The sequence below is a fragment of the Pandoraea vervacti genome (assembly GCF_000934605.2).
Taxonomy (GTDB): Bacteria; Pseudomonadota; Gammaproteobacteria; order Burkholderiales; family Burkholderiaceae; genus Pandoraea; species Pandoraea vervacti.
Window position 1 is genome coordinate 339,193 of the sequence record NZ_CP010897.2, and the last position, 20,371, is coordinate 359,563.

The window sequence follows — 20,371 nt, forward strand, 5'->3', positions numbered from 1 at the left end:
GGCGTTGCATGGACCGGCTGGCTGCTGGGTTGCTTGCTGATGACGCTTGCCCTCACGCTGGACGCGGCGTCGACTGCCGTCCCGCGCGCGGTGGCGCCGCGAGCCTTTCCGCTGGTCGTGCCGGAGCCCGGCGAGCCGCCGCCGGGCGCCAATCTCCCATTCTATGAAGCCCGCAAGGGCGACATGACCATCTACGTGATGGGCACGCTGCACGTTGGCAAGCCCGACGATTACCCGTTCCGCAAAGTCGTGGTCGATGCGCTGCGCGTATCGAGCGTGGTGGCGTTCGAGCTCTCGCCCGACGATCTCACCATGTCGCAGGACGACGTGCAGAAGTACGGCATGTGTCCCCGAGCCTGTTTGCCGAGGCTGATTCCGGCGCCGATGTGGCGCACGTTGCGCGATCGTCTCAAGGGCAATCCGGCCATGCTGGCCGAGATTCGCCATATGCGACCGTGGCTGGCGGCGCTGCTTGTCGAGACGCTGGATTCGATGGGGGCGGACCTGCAAACGGAGTACGGCACGGAAAACCAGCTGGAGAACATCTATCGCGGTCGCATCGTCGGTCTCGAATCGCTGGCCGAGCAGATGGAGGCTTTCACCGGACTGACGGGCCCGCAGCAAAACGAATTGCTCGCGCAGGAGTTAGTGCTCACGCCGAAAAAGGCAACGGCGCAGGTCGAAGCGTTGCACCGTTTGTGGCGGGCGGGCGATGCGGAACTGGTCTTCGACTGGTCGCAGGCCAAGGCGGCGCAGGTACGACGCAATGTCGCGTTGGCGGACGCCATCGACGAGCGCATTCTCTATTCGCGCAACCGCCGCTTTCTGGCGCGCATGCTGTTCCTCGCGGACCCGGGCAAGCCGGTCTTCGTCGCGGTCGGCACCTTGCATCTCGGCGGCCCGCGCGGCGTGCTGCAACTGTTGCGAGAACATGGGTTTTCCGTCTCGCAGCGGTAAGGAAATGGTCAAACCGAGCGCACGGCCGAGGTCATCGGCGACTTTATTGCGTCGCCCGATGCCTCGGTTGACGGTGGTGCGTTGTGACGTCGTGCAGGAATTTCACCTCACGCCAACATCCCCCGTGCTTCAATGAAGCGAATGATCTCCTGAAGGCCTTTGCCTTCTTTCATGTTTCCCATCACGAACGGGCGCATGCCCCGCATCTTCTGTGTGTCGGAGCGCATGATGTCGAGCGACGCGCCAACGTAGGGAGCGAGATCCGTCTTGTTGATCACCAGCAGGTCCGACTTGGTGATGCCCGGGCCGCCCTTGCGCGGAATCTTCTCGCCGCCGGCCACGTCGATCACGTAAATCGTCAGGTCCGACAACTCCGGGCTGAAGGTCGCCGCCAGGTTGTCACCGCCGGACTCGATGAACACGACGTCCGCATCGGGGAAACGATCCAGCATGCGCTCGACGGCTTCGAGGTTGATCGAAGCGTCCTCGCGAATCGCGGTGTGCGGGCAACCCCCGGTCTCCACGCCCAGAATGCGCTCGGGCTCCAGCGCACCGGCCACCGTGAGCAAACGCTGGTCTTCCTTCGTGTAGATGTCGTTGGTGATGACGACGAGGTCATAGCGCTCACGCATGGCCTTGCACAGCATTTCGGTCAACGTGGTCTTGCCGGAGCCGACCGGGCCTCCGATGCCGACACGCAGCGGCGGATTCTTCTTGGTACGACGGGCGTTGGCGGATGTCGTCATGGCGAATGTCGTGGTGGCGGTGAAATATCGATGAAAAAGGACGCGATGCGCCGCATCCTAGGAACGGAATAGCCGTGAATATTGTGTCTCGTGGCGCGACGCGAGAATGGCAAGCGCCGGCGAAAACGTGTTGATCCGGTCGTCTGGCAACGACGCCGCGCGATGGGCCGCGTCGACCACGCGAGGCCGCAGCGCCACGATCACGCGCTGTGCGGCAAGCTGCCCTAGCGGCACCGCCTTGAGGGCGCCGGCCACCTGATTCTCCAGCCAACTGAACGCGTAGGCGACGAGCGTATCGGCCAGCGGTGCGCCATGCGCGAGCGCAGCGAACGCAAAGGCCGTGGGCAGCGCAATCGGCTTGATCGACGCCAGGTGTGCCCGCTGCTCGGCGTCACCCCATTCGAGCGACACGGCGAGTTGCGTGAGCGACCAGCCCATTTGCTCGGTTTCGGCGCGCAATTCGGCCGCCTCGCGTGTGGCGAGCAGCCAGTCATTCACATGCCTGAGCGCCGCGAGGTCTCGCGCTTGCCAATGTCGCCACTGTCGCGCGAGCAACGCCATCTCCCCCGTCGTAAAAACGCCATCGAGTTGGCTGGCGATCCATTGCTCGGCGCTGGGCGCGTCGTGGATGATGCCGTGTTCGACCGCCGCTTCGAGTCCTTGCGAATAGCTGAACGCACCGATGGGCAATGCGGGCGACGCGAGATGCAGCAGCGCCGCGAGCGACTGCAACGACGCCGCGGCGACCGGCTCAGTGAGCGGGCTGGCCAGACTTGCCGTCATCGCTCGGACTCACAGTCGTGGAATCGGCGTTCGCGTCGGTCGCATGATCGTGCCCGCAGCCGGGGCCATGCACGTGACCGGCTTTATGGACGTGCGAGTGCCCGTGATCGTGTGCACACCCCGGGCCATGCACATGACCCGAGTCGTGACCGTGCGAATGCGAATGCGAGTGCCCATGATCGTGCCCGCATCCGGGGCCGTGAATGTGTCCGTGATCGTGATCATGGTCATGCGAGTGCCCATGGTGCTCGTGAAACACCTGCTGCGCGAGGGCGAAGTCTTCGGCGAACGTCGCATCGTGGCCATGCTTGTGACCACCGCCATAAGCGCCAGCTTCCGGCTCGAACGGCATCAGCGCCTCGGCGACATCGACATCGAGACGCAGCAACATGTCGCGCAGCACCGGGTCGTATTCGAGCTTCAGATAGCCGTCACCGACTTCGACCGGCGTATGACGGTTGCCGAGGTGATAGGCCGCTCGGGTGAGGCCAAGCGCCGTAGTCGCCGTGACGAGCAGCACCGTCTCCGGTGCGGCCTCCACGCGAATGAAGCCGCCATCGTCGGCAACGAGCACGTCGCCGCCGCGTAGCACGGTGCCGCGTGGCAGAAACAGGGCGACGTCCTCGCCGGTGTCCAGCGTGGCCCGCAGACGGCTCTTGCTGCGCGCGTCGAAGGGCAGCACGAGCGCGGGCGCGCGTCGCGCGAGCGTTGCCGCGATGCGTCCGGCTTCGAAGCGTTTTTCGACGCGACGCAGGGCCGACGACGATGAGGGATCGGCCGCAGCGGGCGATTCGGAATCTTGCGACATAGGTCAGAAAAGGAAATAGCGTTGCGCCATGGGCAACACGGTCGCGGGCTCGCAGGTCAGCAGTTGGCCGTCGGCGATGACCTGATAGGTCTCGGGGTCGACACTGATCTGCGGCAGCCAGTCGTTGTTGATCATGTTGGCTTTGGTCACCTGCCGGATATCGCGCACCGGCACGATGCGCTTGGTCAGGCCGAAACGGCCGGCCACGTCGCCATCGTACGCTGCTTGCGACACGAAGGTCAGCGAGGTGCGTGCGAGCGCACCGGCCCGTGCGCCGAACATCTCGCGGTAGTGCACCGGTTGCGGCGTGGGGATCGACGCGTTGGGATCGCCCATCAGCGCCGACGTGATCATGCCGCCCTTGAGAATCAGCGACGGCTTCACACCGAAGAAGGCGGGTTCCCACAGCACCAGATCCGCCCACTTGCCCACCTCGACCGATCCGATCTCGTGCGCCATGCCGTGAGTGATCGCCGGGTTGATGGTGTATTTCGCAACGTAACGCTTGACGCGGAAGTTGTCCGATTGCGACGAGTCCGTGCCGAGTGCGCCGCGTTGCACCTTCATCTTGTGCGCCGTCTGCCAGGTGCGCATGACGACTTCCCCAACGCGGCCCATCGCCTGCGAGTCCGACGAGATCATCGACAGCGCGCCGAGGTCATGCAGGATGTCTTCGGCGGCAATCGTCTCGCGACGAATGCGCGATTCGGCGAAAGCGATGTCTTCCGCAATCGCAGGGTCGAGGTGATGGCAGACCATCAGCATGTCGAGGTGTTCGTCGAGCGTGTTGATGGTGTAGGGGCGCGTAGGATTCGTGGACGACGGCAACACGTTCGCCTCACCGCACACCTTGAGGATGTCCGGTGCGTGGCCGCCGCCGGCGCCCTCGGTGTGATACGTGTGAATCGTGCGGCCCTTGATCGCGGCGACCGTTGCCTCGACGAAGCCGCCTTCGTTGAGCGTGTCCGTGTGAATCGCGACCTGCGTGTCGGTGAGGTCGGCTACGGACAGGCAGGCATCGATGGCCGCGGGTGTCGAGCCCCAGTCTTCGTGGAGCTTCAGCCCGATGGCGCCGGCTTCGATCTGCTCCATGAGCGGTGCGGGCTGACTCACGTTGCCCTTACCCAGGAAACCGAGGTTGATCGGCCAGCCGTCGGCCGCCTGAAGCATGCGCTCCATATGCCATGGTCCGGGCGTGCAGGTCGTGGCGTTGGTGCCCGTTGCCGGTCCCGTGCCGCCGCCAAGCAACGTCGTCACGCCGGACGAGAGCGCCTCTTCGATTTGCTGCGGACAGATGAAATGGATGTGCGAATCGATACCGCCGGCGGTAACGATCATGCCTTCGCCCGCAATGACCTCCGTCGCACCGCCCAGCGGAATCGTCACGCCGGGCTGGATGTCCGGATTCCCGGCCTTGCCGATGCCCCAGATACGGCCGTCCTTCAGGCCGATATCCGCCTTGACGATGCCCCAGTGATCGATGATGACGGCGTTCGTGATGACGGTGTCGACCACGTCGGCGCGCGTGCGTTGGGACTGTCCCATGCCGTCGCGAATCACCTTGCCGCCGCCGAACTTCACCTCCTCGCCGTAGATCGTGTAATCGCGTTCGATCTCGATGATGAGTTCCGTGTCGGCCAGACGCAGCCGGTCGCCCGTCGTCGGGCCGAACATTTCCGCATAGGCGCGGCGAGAGATCTTCATAGCGCCCCCATGACGCGACCTGCGAAACCATAGACACGGCGATCGCCCGCAAGCGCGACCAGCTCGACCGTGCGTTGCTGCCCCGGCTCGAAGCGCACGGCAGTCCCCGCCGCAATGTTCAGGCGATACCCGCGGGCGGCTTCCCGGTCGAATTGCAGGGCATCGTTGACTTCATAAAAGTGGAAATGCGAGCCGATCTGAATCGGGCGGTCGCCAGTATTCGCAACCGTCACGCTGAGCGTCGCACGCCCTTCGTTGAGCGTGATCTCGCCATCGGCGGGGAGCAGTTCTCCGGGAATCATGCGTGTCTCCGGGATAGGGGCGGTCGGGAAGAAGGTGTCGACATCAGCTCGCCGCGGCAAGCAACGTCGCGCCGTAGGCCAGCACACCGGCGCCGAGCACGCGCGGCACCCAGATCGTGCGGTGACGCAGGGCCACACCCGCGCCGAGGCCAATGCAGTGCAGCATGCCGGTTGCCACGAGGAAGCCGGCCATGTAATGCATGGCGCTTGCCTCGTCGGGCAACTCGGCGCCGTGCGCAAAGCCGTGGAAGACGGCGAATGCGCCCACGATTGTCGCGCCCGCCCAGCCCGGCAGCTGCGTGCGCGTGGCCAGCATCAGGCCGAGCACGAGCAGCGAGACGGCAATCATCGGCTCCACGCCCGGCAGGGCGAACCAGTGCGACATGCCCAGCAGGCCGCCAGCGGCGAGCATTGCCACGAATGCGAGCGGCGCCGCCCACACGCGTTTGGACGTGAGCGAGCTCCACAGTCCCACGACGACCATTGCGCACAGATGGTCGGCGCCCGTGAGCGGGTGCAGGAAACCCGCGGCAAAGCTGCTCGCGGCGTCATGCCCGGGGTGGCCGGGGTGAGCGAGTGCAACCCCCGAGCTCGCAAGCAGTGCGAGGCCGGTGGCCACGCTCGCCATGCGCACCGTGCGGCGGCCCGTGAGGGAGGAGGGGACAGGCGTCATATCACTGGCGTCGTGAAGGTTGTCGTTGCGGGGCATATCGGAGCGTCCTCGATCGGTTGCTAAGGTCTGGTTTCGTAGGGCAATACGCGGCGTCGCGCCGCACATGCGGCTCGCGACGCCCACACCGGCGTTGCGTTCAGGGAATCGGGTGATGCACCGTGACGAGCTTGGTGCCGTCCGGGAAGGTCGCTTCCACCTGAATGTCCGGGATCATTTCCGGCACGCCTTCCATGACGTCGTCACGGGTGAGCAACGTCGTGCCGTAGTGCATGAGGTCGGCGACGGTACGTCCGTCGCGCGCCGCTTCCATGAGCGCCGCGCTGATGAACGCCACCGCCTCCGGGTAGTTCAGTTTCAGTCCGCGCGCACGACGCCGTTCGGCGAGCAGGGCGGCAGTGAAGATAAGCAACTTGTCTTTTTCGCGCGGAGTGAGCTTCATCGTGACAGGTGAATTTCAATGCCAAAGGTTCATGGGATGGACGCTGCTGCCACCCATCATAAGCACGACGCCAATGCCGCGCCACAAGCTTCTGAAAACGACGCAAAACGCACCTCAATAGTGCGAATCTCATGCTGGAAAGTCAGCCAGTCAAGCAAGCCGATAGCGTCATTTCGACTGACAAAACACAGCCAGCGCCGAACGTCGGTCCCAACCCGCTTTCATTGGCAGATGAACCGCTGCAATTCGGGCGTCGACGGTTGCGTGAAGAGTTGTTCCGGATCCCCGGACTCCCAGATCTTTCCCTGATGCATGAATACGACGCGATCCGACACGTGGCGAGCAAAGCGCATCTCGTGCGTGACGAGAATCAGCGTCATGCCCTCGGCGGCGAGGTCTTCGAGTACCTTGAGCACTTCCGCCACCAGTTCCGGATCGAGTGCCGACGTGATTTCGTCGCACAGCAGCACGGCGGGCTGCATGGCCAGCGAGCGTGCGATCGCCACGCGCTGTTGCTGCCCCCCGGAGAGTTGCGACGGATAGCTGTCGAACTTGTCGGCCAGCCCGACCTTCGCGAGCATCGTGCGAGCGAGCTCACGTGCCTGCGCGCCGGACGTCTTCTTGACGACCTTCTGCGCGAGCATCACGTTCTCGCCCGCCGTCAGATGCGGAAACAGGTTGTACTGCTGGAACACCATGCCGACCTTCAGGCGCAACGCCCGCAGATCGGTGTCGCGCGCGCCGACGAGTACGCCATCGACATCTACGCTGCCCGCATCGAAGCGCTCCAGGCCGTTGAGGGTGCGCAGCAGCGTGCTTTTGCCCGAACCGCTCTTGCCGATGATCGACACGACCTGACCGCGCTCGACGTCCATGTCGATGCCTCGCAGCACGGGGTTCTCGCCGAAGCGCTTTTGCATGCCCCTGACTTTAATTAGCGACATGGAGTTTCCTTTCGAGATGGCGCGCCCACAACGACAGCGGATAGCAGGCGGCGAAGTAAAGCAGCGCGACGAGGCCGTACACCGTGAACGGCTGGAACGTGGCGTTGGTCAGCATGGTGCCGGTCTTGGTGAGTTCGTCGAAGCCGATGATCGACGCGAGCGCGGTGCTTTTGACCACCTGCACCGAGAAGCCGACCGTCGGCGCGATGGCGATGCGCAGTGCCTGCGGCAGGATCACGTGACGCAGTTGTTCGCCATAACGCATGGCCAGACTCGACGACGCCTCCCACTGACCGTGCGGAATGGCGTCGACACAGCCGCGCCAGATTTCCGTGAGGTAGGCGCTCGTATAAAGCGTAAGACAGACGGCGGCCGCCACCCACGGCGATACTTCGAACCCCAGCAACGGCAGGCCGAAGAACACCAGGAACAACTGCATGAGCAGCGGCGTGCCCTGAAACACCTCGATGTACAGCGCGACGGCGCGCGCGGCCCATTGCACGCGCCCGACGCGAATCACCAGCAGCACGAGCGCGACGAGTCCGCCGCACACGAAGGCGATGGCCGACAGCGCGAGCGTCCAGCGCCCGGCGAGCACGAGCCCGCGCAGCATGTCCCATAGCGAAAATTCGATCATCGCGCGCCTCCCGCGACCTTGACCATGCCGCGGAAAAGACGTCGCGCGCAACGCATGAGGACACGACGCAGCGCGATGGCGAGCACGAGATACAACGCCGTCACGATCAGATAGCTCTCGAAGGCGCGGAACGTGCGCGACTGCACGAAGTTGGCGGCATACGACAGATCCGGCACGGAGATCTGCGAGACGACCGCCGAGCCGAGCATCACGATCACGATCTGACTGGCGAGCGCCGGAAACACCTTGGCGAACGCTTGGGGCAGGATCACATGACGCAGGATCTGCGCGCGCGTCATGGCAAGCGACAGTCCGGCTTCCGACAATCCACGCGGCACGGCGCGCATGCCCGCACGAATGATCTCGGTTGCATAGGCGCCGAGATTGAGACTCATGGCGATGACGGCGGCGGACGTCTCGCCGATATGAATGCCGAGACTGGGCAGACCGAAGAAGATGAAAAACAGCTGAACGATGAACGGCGTGTTGCGGATGAGTTCGACGTAAAGCCCGGCAAACAGCCGGGACACGTTCGAGCCTTCCTCGCGTGCAATGGCGCACAGCGCACCGATGATCACGCCAATGACCGTGGAAACGGCCGTGAGCGCGATCGTCAGCGCGGCGCCGCGCACGAACAGCATGAAGTATTGCCGCAGATCGGCAAAGTCGAGGACGTAGTGCATGAGGGGGCAGTCAGGCGCTCAGCGTGTCAGACGCATCGGTTGGGGCGAGGATGCGCGATCACAGATCGGTCGGCAGCGGCATGCCGAGCCATTTCTGCGAGACCTTGCCCAGCGAGCCGTCCTTTTTCGAGGTCGCAATGATCTCGTTGACCTTGGCGAGCAGTCGCGGCTCGTTCTTGTTCAGGCCGACGAAGCAGGGCGAGTTCTTGATGAGGAACTTCGGTTCCGGCAGTTTCGGCGGATGCTTGGCGACAATCGCGGCGGCCACGACGTTGCCCGTGGCGACGAGTTGCACCTGGCCCGAGAGGAATGCCGAGATAGTGCCGTTGTTGTCTTCGAAGCGCTTGATCGTGACGTCCGCCGGCGCGACCTTCGAGAGTTCGAGGTCTTCCACTGCGCCGCGCGTCACGCCGATGGTTTTACCCGACAGGTCGGCCGGTTTCGACACGGCGATGTCCTTGGGGCCGAACACGCCGTTGTAGAACGGTGCATAGGCGTCGGAGAAGTCGATGACCTTTTCACGCTCGGCGTTCTTGCCGAGGCTGGAGATCACGAGGTCCGCCTTGTTCGTCGTGAGATACGGCACGCGGTTGGCGCTCGTGACCGGCACGAGTTCGAGCTTCACGCCCATGCCCCTGGCCAGCAGCGCGGCGGTGTCGATGTCGTAACCGGCCGGCTTCATGTCCGGGCCGATGGAGCCGAACGGCGGGAAGTCCTGCGGCACGGCCACGCGCAGGGTGCCGCGCTTGACGATGTCGTCGAGACCGTCGGCATGGGCGGCGCGCGGCATGGCCACCGCGAAGGCGGCAACCGCGCTCACGCTCAGCATGAGCGTGGCGAAAACGCGGCGGGCGCGGGCGCGCGCGCCGAGCGTGGCGGCGATGGTGTCGTGAGAGACGGCGGAGCGGATGAACGGCAGCATGTCGACAACCTCGTAAATCGGGGGCGAAGCGTTCCGGCAACGGGAGTGTTCCGGCGGCCGGCTCATCTGGTCTGACCGGTCGATACAGTGAGGTAGCAGGAATCGTGCCCAGACCGCGCCATCCGCTGCCTCAGCCTGAAGGACAAGGCTAAGGGGCGCGTCGGGCAATGAAACGTCGGCGGCGAGCCGCGCCGGATGCAAGACGCATATGCACGATGTTGGTGCGTATCGGTGCGCAAAGGCGGCGGGCGCCTAGGGCAGGCGCGTCGGCGTCACCGCAATGGTGCGCAACGAGTGGACCGATCGCCCGGATCGCGCGTAAGCGTCGCCGTTCGTGACTGGCTGTCAGGCGGAGACATCCTCTCATTAGATCGCATGCGATTTAATCGCATGGTATTGACTTCGCAGATCGATGCGCGCAATATACATCGGATGCGATGTAATCGCATTCGATTAATGTGACGAGATCACGCAACCTCAGAGGAAATCATCATGACTGGCAAAGTGCTCTATACCGGCAAGACTCACACCACAGGCGGGCGCGATGGCGCAGCACGCAGCGCCGACGGCAAACTCGACATCCGGTTGTCTGCCCCCGGCACGCCGGGGGCGGGTACGAACCCCGAGCAATTGTTCGCCGCCGGCTGGTCCGCCTGTTTCATCGGGGCAATGGGGTTGGCCGCCGCCAAGCTGAAGATCGTGCTGCCCGCCGACACTGCCGTCGACGCCGAAGTCGATCTCGCGAACGCCGATGGCGCCTACTTCCTTCGGGCGCGTCTGAACGTCAGCCTGCCGGGGCTGGAGCGCGATGTCGCACGCTCGCTTGTCGAGGCCGCGCATCAGACCTGCCCCTACTCCAAGGCCACCCGCAACAACATCGACGTCGAGCTCAATCTCGTCTGACGCTCGGATCCCCGGAGATGCCGGCATGCCATCCGCAAAGCGTTCGCGCTTGCGTGGTTCACGTCATGCCCTTCGTTTCTCTCGTTCCTCTCAGCCCGTCAGCTGCGCTTGTGGGAGGCAGGAGGCTGGAAGGCGGGGCGGCGGTCGCGGGCCGCCCTTTGCCACGCTTGAGGTCGCCTCTCAGGTCGCCCAGATCCGCAGGGGCTGCGCGGGTGCGCCGTGAACCAGCGGCCGCAGCTTGAGCCAGTGCGCGATCAGTAGTCCACGTGCCGTTTCCATGTCGTGACTTAGCACGCGCAGCACGAGCACGTTGCCCGGCAGGCAAGTGATACCCGCGCGAAGCTTGTCGTCGAACGGCAAGCCTTCGGCCAGCGACTCCGCCAACTCGCGCGTGCACGCCGGACCCACGGCCCATAGCGTGGCGAAGACCGGGAAGCCTGCGAGGCCGGTCGCGCCGGTGCGCTGCGCGTCATCCGCGCCGAGCACTGCCTGTTCGGCCCACAACAAACGATCCTGCGCGTCGCGCAATTCGAAGTTGGCGCGCCAGCTTCCTTGCGTCCACTGCTCGCCGGCTGCCTGACGGCCAAGCAGCGTGGCGTCCCAGCCGATGACGGTGGCGTTCTCACCCAGTCGCACCGTAATGCGCTGACGCGCATCCGCCTGTTCGAACACGATGTTCTCCAGCGGCAGCCAGTCGAGCTTTGCCCCGGCTTGCACCGTGAGCGTGATGTCCTGCATGCCGAAGCGGCCCTGCGACTTGTACCACTTGGTCGCGCCGGGCGTCGTCAGCACCGCATGAGCCTTCTCGCCCACGCCGATATCGATGGATAACGCATCGCCGCCAGCGATACCGCCCGGCGGATGCACGACCACCGCATGGCAGATGCCGGGGCCTTCCGGGTGCAGCGACTTCTGTACGACGAGCGGTCCCTTGTGGCGGCGCGTGGCGAGCACGGTGCGCGCGTCCTGGCGCACGAAGCCGAGCGTCAACTCGGCATGCCAGCCGGCGGGTGCGTTCGGTGCGGCGGCGCTGCCACCGGGTGCCGCAGTATCGGAGGGGACTGGCGAGGTGTTCATGAAAGCCGGTGAATGGGAGGCAAAGGAGCGCGGAGGGGATGCAAACCGGGGAGCGAACCGACAGCCGCATCGCCGAGGCGAAGCATGCCACAGCGCATGCGGCGAATCTAGCACGCGCCGGTGCCGCAGGCCCGGTCCGACATCGGCCGGCGCCCGTACGTTCGATGCCTTACACCGCCACCATGTGCCGCACCCCGTCGGCCTCCATGTCCTTGCCGAGGCCGCTGGCTACGATGGCCCCGCGACTCATCACACGGTAGTGATCGGCGAGTTCGAGGGCGAAGTCATAGTACTGCTCGACGAGGAGCACCGTCATGCCGCGCTCGTCGACAAGACGTCGCAAGGTACGCCCGATGTCCTTGATGATCGATGGCTGAATACCTTCGGTCGGTTCGTCGAGAATCAGGAGTTGCGGCTCGCTCATGAGCGCCCGTCCGATAGCGAGTTGCTGTTGCTGCCCACCGGACAGATCGCCGCCGCGACGCTGCTTCATGTCGCGCAGCACGGGGAACAGTTCGTAGATGTGGTCGGGCACGCCGCGCTTGGCGTCGCGCGACGGACGGCTCGCCGCACCGATCAGGAGATTCTCCTCGACGGTGAGACGCGGGAAGATTTCGCGTCCCTGCGGCACATACGCCAGACCGCCCGACACGCGTGCATACGACGGGGCCGACGTGATCGTCTGGCCACGCCAGGCGATGCTGCCCGACTTCACCGGCACCACGCCCATGAGGCATTTGAGCAACGTGGTCTTGCCCACGCCGTTGCGTCCGAGCAGCACGGTGAGTTGTGCATCGGGCACCGTGAATTCGACATTGCGCAGGATGTGGCTGCCGCTGTAGTACTGATTGAGTGCGTGAATTTCGAGCATGGTCAGCGTCCCAGATACGATTCGATCACCCGCTCGTCGCGTTGCACCGCGTCGAGCGTGCCTTCGGCGAGTACCCGGCCTTCGGCCATGACCGTCACTGTTCCCGAATCGCCCGCGAGCGCGGCGACAAACGCCATGTCGTGCTCGACCACCATCATCGAACAATGGCCGCGCAGACGGTTGAGCAATTCGGCCAGTTGCGCCGTCTCCTCGTCGGTCATGCCGGCCGCAGGTTCGTCTAGCAGGAGCAATTGCGGCTGCTGCATCAGCAACATACCGATCTCCAGTCGCTGCTTCTGGCCGTGTGAGAGCTGACCCGCGCGCACGTGGGCCTGATGCTCCAGATGCGTGAGCGCGAGCACCTCTTCGATACGACGGCGCATGGTCGGCGTGAGCACGGCCCACAGTGCACGGAACCAGCGCTTGTCGCCCGCACACGCGAGTTCGAGGTTTTCCCACACGCTGTGATGCTCGAAGACGGTCGGCTTCTGAAACTTGCGTCCCACGCCGGCCTGCGCGATGGCCGGTTCATCCAGACGCGACAGATCGAGCGTCTGTCCGAGAAAGGCGCGGCCCGAATCGGCACGCGTCTTGCCGGTAATCACGTCCATCATCGTCGTCTTGCCCGCGCCGTTCGGTCCGATGATGCAGCGCAGTTCGTCGGTCTTGATCGACAGCGAAAGATCGTTCAGGGCACGAAAGCCGTCGAACGAGACGCTGATGTTCTCCAGATAGAGAATCAGGCCGTGCGACGTATCGATTTCTCCAGGCACCACGAGGTGCGACATGCCGGTGGCGTCGCCGCTGACGGTGACCGACGCCTCGGGCGCATCGGCCTGCTGCCAGCGGATATCGTAATCGGGTCTCATGCGCGGTCTCCGGAGGCGGATGAAGCGGGGGAAGCACGATGGGGAACGTCGCCGACGGCCTCGGTCGGCGCATGTTGCCCGCGCTTGCGCGAGAATTGCGCGACCAGACCGATCACCCCTTGCGGCAGCAGCAGCGGCACCAGCACGAACATCGCGCCAAGGAAGAACAGCCAGTACTCGGCGAAATACGCCGTGAAGAAGCTCTTCGCACCGTTGACGATGAACGCCCCGGCAATCGCGCCCACGAGCGAGCCACGCCCGCCGATGGCCACCCAGATCGCCATCTCGATGGAGTTGACCGGCGCCATCTCGCTCGGGTTGATGATGCCGACCTGCGGCACATACAGCGCCCCGGCGACACCGCACAGCATGGCGGACAGCGTCCACACGAAAAGCTTGTAGCTCAGCGGTCGGTAGCCGAGGAACATGGCGCGCGACTCGCCGTCGCGAATGGCGGTGACGACGCGGCCGAACTTCGAGACGACCAGCGCGCGGCACAACAGGAACGCACCGATGAGCACCGCGAACGTGATGAGGAACAGCACGGTGCGCGTGTTCGCCGACGTAATCGAGTAGCCGAGAATGCGCTTGAAGTCGGTGAAGCCGTTGTTGCCGCCGAAGCCCGTTTCGTTGCGATAGAACAGCAGCATGGCGGCGAACGTGAGCGCCTGCGTGATGATCGACAGATACACGCCCTTCACGCGCGAGCGGAAGGCCAGATAGCCGAAGAGCCACGCCACCACACCGGGCAACGCCACGACAAGAAACATGGCCCAGGCGAAATGTTCCGTGCCGGTCCAGTACCAGGGCAATGCCTTCCAGTCGAGGAACACCATGAAGTCAGGCAGGTCGCTGTGGTACACGCCGTCGCGCCCGATGCCGCGCATGAGGTACATCCCCATGGCATAGCCGCCCAGCGCAAAAAACAGGCCGTGACCGAGGCTCAGGATGCCGCAGTAGCCCCACACCAGATCGAGCGCGAGCGCCGCAATGGCGTAGCACATGATCTTGCCCACCAGCGTCATTGCGTACGCCGAGAGATGCAACGGGTGCGTGGCCGGCAGGACCAGCGCACATACCGGCACGATGACCATCACGGCCAGCACGAATGCGAGCAGCACCGGCGCGACATGCCTGGGCAGCAGGCGCGCGCGCGCCGGGACATCGAGCGACATCGTTGGCGTGACGCCTTCGGGAAGAAAGTTCGACGTCTGCATTCAGGCCTCCGCGCTGCGCCCTTTGAGCGCAAACATGCCCTGCGGGCGTTTCTGGATGAACAGCACGATCAGGATCAACACGGCGATCTTGGCGAGCACGGCGCCCCATACCGGTTCGAGCAGCTTGTTGGCAATGCCCAGCCCGAACGCGCCGACGATGGTCCCCGCGAGCTGACCCACGCCACCCAGCACTACGGCCATGAACGAGTCGATGATGTAGCTCTGCCCGAGGTCGGGGCCGACGTTACCGATCTGCGAGAGTGCGCAGCCGCCGAGACCGGCAATGCCTGCACCAAACGCGAACGCATAGCTGTCGACGCGCCCCGTCTTGACGCCCACGCAGGCGGCCATCGACCGGTTTTGCGTCACGGCGCGAATGAACAGGCCCAGACGGGTGAGATTGAGCACCGACCAGGTGAGCGCGACGACCACCAGCGCGAATACGAGAATCACGATGCGGTTGTAGGGCAGCATCAGATTGGGCAGCACGGCGATGCCGCCGCTCATCCACGACGGGTTGATGACTTCGACGTTCTGCGCGCCGAACAACGTGCGCACCGCCTGAATCAGCAGCAGGCTGATACCGAAGGTCGTGAGCAGCGTCTCCAGCGGTCTTCCGTACAGATGCTTGATCACGGTGCGCTCCAGCACGAAACCCACGGCAGCGGCCACGACGAACGCACTCGGCACGGCGGCGACGAGATAGAAGTCGAACGCCCCCGGCAGGAATCGCTGGAACAGGGTCTGGACCGCATAGGTGGCGTAAGCACCGATCATCAGGAATTCGCCGTGCGCCATGTTGATCACGCCGATCAGACCATAGGTAATCGCCAGTCCCAGCGCGGCGAGCAGCAGCACGCTGCCGAGCGACAGACCGGCGAACACGGTCCCGAAGAATTCGCTGCGACGCTGTGCTGCGGCCAGTTGCGTGAGCGCAATGTCGGCGGCGCTGCGCACCGTGGCGTCCGGCTCGGCGAAGGCGCCGTCGGCTTGTTTGGCGATGATGGGCAGCAGCAGATCGCGCATCTGCGGGTCGCCTGCTGCGGCGATCAGATCGATGGCTTCCTTGCGCTTGGTCGGATCGGCGTCATGCAGCGCCGACTGCGCCCAGAGCTGGTCGAGACGCTTGCGCAGCGCGGCGTCCGTCTCCTTCTGGCGCGCCTGTTCGATGAGCGTCTTGAACGCCGGCGATGGGTTTTGCAGCATCGTGTCGATGGCTTGCGCACGCGCGTCGTGGTCCGGCGAGAGCAGTGCGCCGGCGGCAGCAGCCGTAGCCACCTTCGCGCGCAGCACGTTGTTGAGCGTGAGCGCTCCGGCGTCCTCCCCCTTGACCGGTGCGCCCGTGATCGGGTCGAGGTACTTGTCGTCCTTCTGAATCGCCAGGCTGTCGCCCACCGTCACGGCCGTATCGTCGGCAAGCGCCTTGAGCAGCGCGGCCGCTTGTGGAGAACCGTCGGCCGCGAGGTGGTCGATGGCTTGCGCTTTGGCGTCGAAGTCGTCGCCGGCGAGCGCGTGCAAATCGTCTTGGGTGATGGTGGAGCCGGTGGAGGCGGCCGCAACGGCCTGGGAGGACATCGTCAGCGCAGCGCCCAGTGACATCAGGACAAGGGCGGCAGCGGTCCAGCGTCTTATCGTTATCATGTGAAACCTCTGCATGCGCCAAAGCCTTCTCGTGAGGCCCCGGCGCAAGGAATGGAAGGAAGATCAGACCTTGTCGGGTTTGCCTTCGTTACCCGCGATGAACGGGCTCCACGGTTGGGCGCGCACCGGCGCCTTCGTCTTCCACACGACATTGAACTGGCCGTCCGGACGGATCTCGCCGATCATCACCGGCTTGTGCAGGTGGTGGTTGCCGTCCATGACCATGTCGAAGCCGTCCGGCGACTTGAAGGACTGGCCGATCATCGCGGTGCGCACCTTGTCCACGTCGGTGCTCGCCGCCTTCTCCACGGCCTGCTTCCACATGTGCATGCCGACGTACGTCGCTTCCATCGGGTCGTTCGTCACGCGCTTGTCGCCGCCGGGCAGGCCCTTGGCCTTCACATACGTGAACCACTCCTTCTTGAATGCGTCGTTGGTCGGGTTCTTGACCGACATGAAGTAGTTCCATGCAGCGAGGTGGCCCACGAGCGGCTTCGTATCGATGCCGCGCAGTTCTTCCTCACCCACGGAGAACGCCACGACCGGCACGTCGGTCGCCTTCAGGCCCTGATTGCCGAGTTCCTTGTAGAACGGCACGTTCGAGTCGCCGTTGATGGTCGAGATGACCGTCGTCTTGCCGCCTTGCGCGAACTGTTTGATGTTGGCGACGATGGTCTGATAGTCGCTGTGACCGAACGGCGTGTAGACCTCCTGAATATCCTTGTCGGCCACGCCCTTCGAATGCAGGAACGCGCGCAGGATCTTGTTCGTCGTGCGCGGGTAGACGTAGTCGGTACCCAGCAGGAAGAAGCGCTTGGCGCTGCCGCCTTCCTTGCCCATCAGATATTCCACGGCGGGAATGGCCTGCTGGTTCGGCGCGGCGCCGGTGTAGAAGACGTTCTTCGACATCTCTTCGCCTTCGTACTGCACCGGGTAGTACAGCAGACCGTTGAGTTCTTCGAAGACCGGCAGCACCGACTTGCGCGACACCGAGGTCCAGCAGCCGAACACGGCGGCGACTTTGTCCTTGGTGAGCAACTGACGCGCCTTCTCGGCGAAGAGCGGCCAGTTCGACGCCGGATCGACCACCACGGCTTCGAGCGGACGACCCATGACACCGCCCTTGGCGTTGATGTCCGCGATGGTCATGAGCGCGACATCCTTGAGCGACGTCTCCGAGATGGCCATCGTGCCCGAGAGCGAGTGCAGGATACCGACCTTGATGGGCTGCTTGCTTTGCGCGAACAGATTCGGCGCCATGCCGGTAAGTGATGCGGCGCCCGAGAGGGCCGCCATCTGGAGTAGCGTGCGTCGTTTCATGGTACGTCTTCCCCTTTCCTGGTTAGACCGGTAGATCCGGTGTCGGGGAGATATACGCAAGGGCTGTGCCAGCGTAAGCGGAATGCGTCGGCATGCGCCGGTTTGCAGGGGTAACCGAAGCCCCGGAGGCTGTCGGCGGGATGGCCGGACTCTACTGCGCGCCCGGCGCGATCCGGCTTCCCGACGGCGCGACCCGGGGGATCGCGGCGTGCGTTTTCGGCGGTCATCGGTCATTCAGCCGAGGGGGCGAGCGGCACCATGGTGCGACGTGCGCTGAGTTGGTGCGCACCGATTTGGCGCGACACAGGGGATGGGTCACGGTTGTGCATCGTGCACCGTCGCCGGGCTGGGCCGCCGGATTTAGCGGTGCGTCAGGGTGTCGGGGCATTGTGGCGTCGCCCCCTGGGGAACGAACTGCGGACATTCGACGTCGGCCACGCATGGCATTTTTTGATGCATGATTGGCATTCATGCCAAACCCGCCGAGGGCAAGATGGGGGCTATCAAGGATTGCTGACGATTCCCGACTTGCCGGATAACCCCCCCATGACCGATACCGTTGCCGGGCGCGCCGCGCCACCTACCGATCCTGCTCAGCAGCAACGCCGTCGGCTGGGCCGACGCTATGCCGCCGTGCTCGCCGCCTGTCAGGCGCTCTATACGGCAGCGCTTTCCGTCGATCTGACGCTCACGGGGCTGGTGGGCTACATGCTGGCGTCCGACAAGGGCTATGCGACGTTGCCGTTCTCGCTGATCACGGTGGCATCGGCCATTACGACGATCTTCGCGTCGATGTTGATCCAGCGCTTCGGCCAGCGTATCGGCTTCGCGCTGGGCGCGTTGTTCGGCACCGTCGGCGGTCTGGTGTCGGTGCTGGCGATCTATGAGCGCCACTTCGCGATGTTCTGTGCAGGCACGGCGTGTGTGGGGGTATTCCAGGCGTTCGCACGGTACTACCGCCTGGCGGCGGCCGACGTGGTGCCCGTGGAAGACAAACCGCGCGCCATCTCCATCGTGCTCACGGGCGGCGTGCTGGCTGCCGTGGTCGGCCCGGCCCTGGCGGCGGGGAGCAAGGACTGGCTCGCGCCGGTGACGTTCGCCGGGTCGTATCTCGTCGTCACGATACTGTCGGGCATTTCGTTGATCTTGCTAGCAGGCTTTCTGCGCGATCTGCCTGTGCATTCGGCGGTCGGTGCGACGGGGAGCGCGGCCGAGTTGCCCGCACGTCCGCTGGGCGAGATCATGCGTCAGCCGATATACGTGGCAGCGCTGGCGAACAATCTGATCGGCTTCATGGTGATGATGTTCGTGATGACGGCCACACCGATTGCGGCAGTCGCATGCGGCCACAGTATCGACGATGGTGCGCACATCATCGAATGGCATCTGGTCGGGATGTATGCGCCGTCGTTCTTCTCGGGACATCTGGTCAAGCGCTGGGGCGTGGTGCCGGTGTTGCTGCTGGGCATTGCGATGTCGGCGCTGTGCGGCGTGCTCGCGCTGATGTCGACGAGTCTGGCGTACTTCTACGCCGCGCTGGCCTTTCTCGGCGTGGGCTGGAACTTCATGTTCGTGGGCGGCACGACCTTGCTCACGATGTCGTATCGCCCTGCGGAGCGTGCGCGCGCCCAGGCGGCCAACGAATTCATCACCTTCGCCGGGACGGCGCTCGCCAGTCTGTTCGCCGGACAACTGCTCGCGCGCTTCGGCTGGTCGACGATCAATCAGGCGACATTCCCGTTGCTGCTCATCGCGGCGCTGGCCACCGTGTGGTACGCGCTCGACGCGAAGCGTCGACCGACGCAGGCCGCCGCCTAGTGTCCGGCACGGAGAAACGGCATTTCATTCGCATATCGCTATCCCCATGAGCCAACCCCGTCTCGTCGCATTTCTAATCGTGCCGCCGTTCGTGTTGCTGGATCTGGCGGGGCCGCTCGACGCATTTCACGCCGTCATTCGCAACTTCACGGAGCGGGGGCTGGAGGGGCCGTACAAGACCGTGGTCGTATCCGAGCATGGCGGTCCGGTGGAGACCGGATCCGGCATCACGCTGCACACGGAGCCGATGCATGCGCTCGACGACATGGTCGTCGACACGCTGATCGCCGTCGGTGGCGCGGTGGCGCATCGTCCTGCGGTGCCGGGGCCGGTGGGCGACTGGTTGCGCGGCTATGCGCCGAGCGTGCGGCGCGTATGTTCGGTGTGTGTGGGCGCGTTCATTCTCGGTTCGGCGGGGCTGCTGGACGGACGCCGTGCGACCACGCACTGGCTCGACACGGCGATGCTGCAACAGTGCTATCCGGCGGCAATCGTCGAGTCCGATCCGATTTACGTGCGTCAGGACCCGGTGTGGACGTCTGCCGGGATCACGGCGGGTATCGATCTCGGGCTGGCGTTGATCGAGGACGATTGCGGTGTGGATGTCGCGTTACAGGCGGCGCGTCGGCTGGTGGTGTTCCTCAAGCGTGCGGGCGGGCAGTCGCAGTTCAGTCCGCCGTTGCAGGAGCAGGTGGCGGCGGGCGCGCCTTTCGGCGACCTGCATGCGTGGATGTCGCAGCGGCTCGACGGCGACTTGTCGGTGATGCGTCTGGCGGAGCAGGCGAACATGAGCCCGAGGACATTCGCACGCAGCTATCTCGCACGCACCGGATCGACCCCGGCGAAGGCGGTGGAGCGCATGCGCCTGGAAGCCGCGCGATTCGCGCTGCTCGATTCCGACGCGCCGCTCAAACGCATTGCCGCCCGCGTCGGATTCGGCGACGAGCAGAACCTGCGACGCGCCTTTCAACGTCAGTACGGGGTGACGCCTGTGGCGTATCGGGAGCGGTTTGGCGTTGCGGCGTGAATGAGGGCATGACGGCACAAAGCCATAACG

General features: G+C 64.6%; 20 protein-coding genes and 1 pseudogene. 4 read left to right on the forward strand and 17 right to left on the reverse strand.

The window, feature by feature from the left end:
- Nucleotides 1–39 precede the first annotated feature (39 nt).
- Complete coding sequence (locus UC34_RS01480; RefSeq protein ID WP_052810858.1) at nt 40–957, forward strand: TraB/GumN family protein; 918 nt, start codon at nt 40–42, stop codon at nt 955–957.
- 107 nt (nt 958–1,064) lie between these two features.
- Here UC34_RS01480 and ureG read toward each other — a convergent pair whose 3' ends face one another.
- The 11 genes and pseudogenes from ureG to UC34_RS01535 all read right to left on the reverse strand — a co-directional run bounded on the left by ureG (nt 1,065) and on the right by UC34_RS01535 (nt 9,505).
- Entirely contained in the window at nt 1,065–1,703 is a 639-nt protein-coding gene (gene ureG, locus UC34_RS01485; RefSeq protein WP_044453422.1) for an urease accessory protein UreG, read from the reverse strand.
- A gap of 57 nt (nt 1,704–1,760) precedes the next feature.
- On the reverse strand, nt 1,761–2,486 hold the full coding sequence (locus tag UC34_RS01490; RefSeq protein ID WP_044453424.1) for an urease accessory protein UreF: 726 nt from the start codon (nt 2,484–2,486) through the stop codon (nt 1,761–1,763).
- Between the two features lie 91 nt (nt 2,487–2,577).
- Nucleotides 2,578–3,240: pseudogene (gene ureE, locus UC34_RS01495) on the reverse strand (urease accessory protein UreE); the annotation flags it as partial.
- 57 nt (nt 3,241–3,297) lie between these two features.
- Nucleotides 3,298–4,998, reverse strand: a complete 1,701-nt coding sequence (gene ureC / locus UC34_RS01500; protein ID WP_044453426.1) for an urease subunit alpha — start codon at nt 4,996–4,998, stop codon at nt 3,298–3,300.
- On the reverse strand, nt 4,995–5,300 hold the full coding sequence (locus UC34_RS01505) for an urease subunit beta (RefSeq protein ID WP_044453428.1): 306 nt from the start codon (nt 5,298–5,300) through the stop codon (nt 4,995–4,997). The genes ureC and UC34_RS01505 overlap by 4 nt, the downstream gene beginning before the upstream one ends.
- 43 nt (nt 5,301–5,343) lie before the next feature.
- On the reverse strand, nt 5,344–5,928 hold the full coding sequence (locus tag UC34_RS01510) for a HupE/UreJ family protein (protein ID WP_044457609.1): 585 nt from the start codon (nt 5,926–5,928) through the stop codon (nt 5,344–5,346).
- Between the two features lie 181 nt (nt 5,929–6,109).
- Entirely contained in the window at nt 6,110–6,412 is a 303-nt protein-coding gene (locus tag UC34_RS01515) for an urease subunit gamma (RefSeq protein WP_039407388.1), read from the reverse strand.
- A 221-nt stretch (nt 6,413–6,633) separates the two neighbouring features.
- Complete coding sequence (locus UC34_RS01520; RefSeq protein ID WP_044453431.1) at nt 6,634–7,356, reverse strand: amino acid ABC transporter ATP-binding protein; 723 nt, start codon at nt 7,354–7,356, stop codon at nt 6,634–6,636.
- On the reverse strand, nt 7,343–7,993 hold the full coding sequence (locus UC34_RS01525; RefSeq protein ID WP_044453432.1) for an amino acid ABC transporter permease: 651 nt from the start codon (nt 7,991–7,993) through the stop codon (nt 7,343–7,345). Before UC34_RS01525 ends, UC34_RS01520 begins: the two co-directional genes overlap by 14 nt.
- On the reverse strand, nt 7,990–8,676 hold the full coding sequence (locus UC34_RS01530) for an amino acid ABC transporter permease (RefSeq protein ID WP_044453434.1): 687 nt from the start codon (nt 8,674–8,676) through the stop codon (nt 7,990–7,992). Before UC34_RS01530 ends, UC34_RS01525 begins: the two co-directional genes overlap by 4 nt.
- Nucleotides 8,677–8,734: 58 nt before the next feature.
- Complete coding sequence (locus UC34_RS01535; protein WP_044457610.1) at nt 8,735–9,505, reverse strand: transporter substrate-binding domain-containing protein; 771 nt, start codon at nt 9,503–9,505, stop codon at nt 8,735–8,737.
- 585 nt (nt 9,506–10,090) lie between these two features.
- Between UC34_RS01535 and UC34_RS01540 the strand changes: the two genes are divergently transcribed.
- On the forward strand, nt 10,091–10,501 hold the full coding sequence (locus UC34_RS01540) for an organic hydroperoxide resistance protein (protein WP_044453436.1): 411 nt from the start codon (nt 10,091–10,093) through the stop codon (nt 10,499–10,501).
- Nucleotides 10,502–10,681: 180 nt separating this feature from the next.
- On the opposite strand, the gene UC34_RS01545 is transcribed toward UC34_RS01540, so the two are convergent.
- The 6 genes from UC34_RS01545 to urtA form a co-directional block, all read right to left on the reverse strand.
- On the reverse strand, nt 10,682–11,578 hold the full coding sequence (locus tag UC34_RS01545; protein ID WP_044453438.1) for an urease accessory protein UreD: 897 nt from the start codon (nt 11,576–11,578) through the stop codon (nt 10,682–10,684).
- A gap of 169 nt (nt 11,579–11,747) precedes the next feature.
- Complete coding sequence (gene urtE, locus UC34_RS01550; RefSeq protein ID WP_044453440.1) at nt 11,748–12,449, reverse strand: urea ABC transporter ATP-binding subunit UrtE; 702 nt, start codon at nt 12,447–12,449, stop codon at nt 11,748–11,750.
- A gap of 2 nt (nt 12,450–12,451) precedes the next feature.
- Nucleotides 12,452–13,318, reverse strand: coding sequence for an urea ABC transporter ATP-binding protein UrtD (gene urtD / locus UC34_RS01555; protein WP_157122966.1), 867 nt, complete (start codon nt 13,316–13,318; stop codon nt 12,452–12,454).
- The gene (urtC, locus tag UC34_RS01560) at nt 13,315–14,535 is read right to left on the reverse strand and encodes an urea ABC transporter permease subunit UrtC (protein WP_084070293.1); all 1,221 of its coding nucleotides are present in this window, start codon (nt 14,533–14,535) and stop codon (nt 13,315–13,317) included. Before urtC ends, urtD begins: the two co-directional genes overlap by 4 nt.
- Nucleotides 14,536–16,176 (reverse strand): urea ABC transporter permease subunit UrtB, encoded by a 1,641-nt coding sequence (gene urtB / locus UC34_RS01565; protein ID WP_044453442.1) that lies wholly within the window; start codon nt 16,174–16,176, stop codon nt 14,536–14,538.
- Between the two features lie 63 nt (nt 16,177–16,239).
- Nucleotides 16,240–17,436 (reverse strand): urea ABC transporter substrate-binding protein, encoded by a 1,197-nt coding sequence (gene urtA, locus UC34_RS01570; RefSeq protein WP_418303932.1) that lies wholly within the window; start codon nt 17,434–17,436, stop codon nt 16,240–16,242.
- A gap of 606 nt (nt 17,437–18,042) precedes the next feature.
- Between urtA and UC34_RS01575 the strand changes: the two genes are divergently transcribed.
- Complete coding sequence (locus UC34_RS01575) at nt 18,043–19,314, forward strand: MFS transporter (protein WP_084070295.1); 1,272 nt, start codon at nt 18,043–18,045, stop codon at nt 19,312–19,314.
- Between the two features lie 46 nt (nt 19,315–19,360).
- A complete protein-coding gene (locus UC34_RS01580; RefSeq protein WP_044453446.1) occupies nt 19,361–20,341 on the forward strand; it encodes a GlxA family transcriptional regulator in 981 nt (326 codons plus the stop codon).
- Nucleotides 20,342–20,371: the final 30 nt, after the last annotated feature.